Source organism: Mesorhizobium sp. M2A.F.Ca.ET.037.01.1.1 (assembly GCF_003998075.1).
Classification (GTDB): Bacteria; Pseudomonadota; Alphaproteobacteria; order Rhizobiales; family Rhizobiaceae; genus Mesorhizobium.
In genome coordinates this window covers 1-2452 of record NZ_RZSA01000959.1, presented here as the reverse complement: position 1 = coordinate 2452, position 2452 = coordinate 1, and the positions used below count along the sequence as shown (strand labels likewise).

Sequence of the window (2452 nt, the reverse complement as noted above, 5' to 3'; positions counted from 1 at the left end):
CTCTATCCCTTTGTTTTGACGCAATTCTGGACGGAAAACCGCTCACACTTTTCCTGGAATTGCTCTAGTGAGCGTCCGACCCGAACCAGGGCGCCAGGAAGGCAAAATGGTCGGGGAACTGCTGCACGGCGCCGCCGAGAAGCATGTTGATCGCCACGTACAAGATGATCAGCAGGCCGATATAGGCGATCCAGCGATATCGATGCAGCAGCCGGGCGACAAAGGAAGCGGCAAAACCCATCAGGGCGATCGAAAGGGCCAGCCCGATGATCAACACCGTCGGATGCTTCATGGCGGCGCCGGCGACGGCGAGCACATTGTCGAGCGACATCGAGACGTCGGCGATTACGATCTGCCAGGCGGCCTGAGAGAAGGTCTTGCGTGCTCCCTTGCCGGCGACGGATCCGTCTTTGTTGTAGTCGTTGTTCGACAGCGCTTCGGTCGCATCGCGCTCGTCGTCATGGCTGACGCGCAATTCGCGCCACATCTTCCAACAGACCCACAGAAGCAGAAGCCCGCCGGCGATGAGCAGCATCGGGCCGATGCTCAGCAGCCATTGCGTGATGAGGGCGAAGACGATGCGCAGGACCGTGGCCGCAGCGATGCCGACAATGATGGCGCGCTTGCGCTGATCCGCGGGAAGGCCGGCCGCCGCGAGGCCGATCACAATTGCGTTGTCGCCGGCGAGCGCGAGATCGATTGCGACGACCTGGAGGAGAGCTGAAAGGCCTGTGGCAGTGAATATTTCCATCGACTAGAAATCCTTGCCTGAAATGAACATGGCCCTTTGCCGGACGGGCCTAAAGGCATGGTCCATCGGCGTCAAGACGCAGGTTCGGACATCGCCGGAAAACGGCGCCGCCAGCGCAAGCCCTCAATCATTTCGGGTGTTCGCCGGTCAAGCGGGCGGGCGGGAACTAGTCGTAGAGATTGTATTTGGCCCAGTCGGATTCGGGGATTTCGTCACCGATCTTGTAGCGGAACTGCAGCACCTGCATATGGTCCGGCGCGGTCTGGCATTTGAACTTCAGCCGGTACCATTGGCCCTTGCTGCGGAAGGCGGCGCCTGAGCTCTTGATGGCATCGGCGCTCATCTGCGGCGTGGCGAAGGCGTAGGCCACGACCCGGTCGGCTTTGTAGTTGCGATCGTCGTGGCTGATCCGGTCGAGCACTTCTGCGTCGCACCGCTGCTCGAGGCGGGTTTCGGGATCGAGTTTCATCAGGCCGGCGCGCAACGCATTGTCCATCGCCTTGGCCGGCAAGACCGGCGCCAGCGACGCCAGAACCATCAGGCAGAGCTTTTTCATGGGCGCGAGAAGCAGCATATTTTGTCCGAGAAATCAAATAAACGGTGTTTCACCAACGATTGACCGACATGGGTGTCAGGACGCTTCGCCCACCAACCAATACAAGCAGCGCACAACTCTTGGCGGCTGTGACTTGCAGAATCGCTAGTGCGCACAAAGGTCCGGGTCGGCGCAGGGGGCGCCATGTTCGCATCCCCTTGACGGAAGTCGCGATATACCCGGATACCCGGAAAAAGTCAGCCCTGACAGACCTGCATCCGACCCTAGCGAGGCCCCGGAGTGTCGCATGACAGGCTCACGCCGCGTGAGCACGAGGACGGGTAGGATAGCCCATGCTGAGCCCTCAATTGGCTGAGGCCAACGGCCTGCAATATCGCGGGGCTTGGAGTGCTGACCAGCAGTATGAGCCAGGCGACTTCTGGCGCTAGTTCTGTACCAGGCCGAAGCCTTCCACCTGTTCGAGGCTTTTCACTGTCGCAATTCGATAAGCGCTCTTGTTGGCCAAGCCATCCCGGACGATGAACACAGCGACGCAGGCGACCAACAGAATGATCAGTCGCATGGAACTCTCCATCAAAAGCTCCTCGTACCCGCCGATAGGACTATGCTCTCGTCAGCGGCTTACAACAAGAAACTGCTAATATTCAGCCGGCGACAGCGCGGACGACAGCTATGCCCACGCCTACTGCGACGCGGCTTTCAGCCAGGCGTAGCGCCAGGCGCCGTAGCCTGCCCGCAACCGCCTCGGCGGGGCTCCCAGAGCTGCTGCGATGTCGTCGAAGATCGCTTCCATGGTTGCCACCTGCGATTTCATCGAACGCAACCAGAGATCGAAACAGGGAATCGTCGTTGCGGACAACATATAGTTGACGTAACGTTAACGCAGGCGCGATCATTTCGGATTGTGCAGGGTGAGGGCGTTTCAATGAAACTCGTTGTGTTTGGCGTAGCAATGGTATTGGCGGCCACCGGAGCAGCCGTTGCGAAAGAAAAGAAAAAGGTAGCCACCGCTCAGGCAGCAATCTCTTGTCCTGCAGCACATATGAAGGCTGGCAGCGGCAAGCCGGCACCGAAACTGGATTGCAAATCAACAGGCACGGTGGTTGTTGCGCGTCCGTCAAATCAGGCCGCAAATTTCCTGGGCC

The 2452-nt window shown here is 59.4% G+C and carries 4 protein-coding genes and 1 pseudogene; 1 reads left to right on the top strand and 4 read right to left on the bottom strand.

The genetic code is table 11. The features are described from left to right. Positions 1-64: 64 nt before the first annotated feature. From EOA27_RS31915 to EOA27_RS43040, 4 genes are all read right to left on the bottom strand, one after another. Entirely contained in the window at positions 65-751 is a 687-nt protein-coding gene (locus tag EOA27_RS31915; protein ID WP_126082737.1) for a TerC family protein, read from the bottom strand. A gap of 166 nt (positions 752-917) precedes the next feature. Continuing rightward, a complete protein-coding gene (locus EOA27_RS31910; RefSeq protein ID WP_126082738.1) occupies positions 918-1325 on the bottom strand; it encodes a DUF930 domain-containing protein in 408 nt (135 codons plus the stop codon). 406 nt (positions 1326-1731) lie between these two features. Then, positions 1732-1869, bottom strand: coding sequence for a hypothetical protein (locus EOA27_RS41090; RefSeq protein WP_189343134.1), 138 nt, complete (start codon positions 1867-1869; stop codon positions 1732-1734). 120 nt (positions 1870-1989) lie between these two features. Further along, positions 1990-2121 carry a hypothetical protein gene (locus tag EOA27_RS43040; RefSeq protein ID WP_281059501.1) on the bottom strand — a complete coding sequence of 44 codons (132 nt, stop codon included), beginning with the start codon at positions 2119-2121 and terminating at the stop codon, positions 1990-1992. 111 nt (positions 2122-2232) lie between these two features. Here EOA27_RS43040 and EOA27_RS31905 point away from each other — a divergent pair. Continuing rightward, positions 2233-2452 (top strand): annotated as a pseudogene (locus EOA27_RS31905) (hypothetical protein); the annotation flags it as partial.

Bases quoted from the DNA above. Each gene is read 5' to 3' on its own strand.
- EOA27_RS31910 (WP_126082738.1), bottom strand. From the start codon at position 1,325: ATGCTGCTTCTCGCGCCCATGAAAAAGCTCTGCCTGATGGTTCTGGCG.
- EOA27_RS41090 (WP_189343134.1), bottom strand. From the start codon at position 1,869: ATGCGACTGATCATTCTGTTGGTCGCCTGCGTCGCTGTGTTCATCGTC.
- EOA27_RS31915 (WP_126082737.1), bottom strand. From the start codon at position 751: ATGGAAATATTCACTGCCACAGGCCTTTCAGCTCTCCTCCAGGTCGTC.
- EOA27_RS43040 (WP_281059501.1), bottom strand. From the start codon at position 2,121: ATGAAATCGCAGGTGGCAACCATGGAAGCGATCTTCGACGACATCGCA.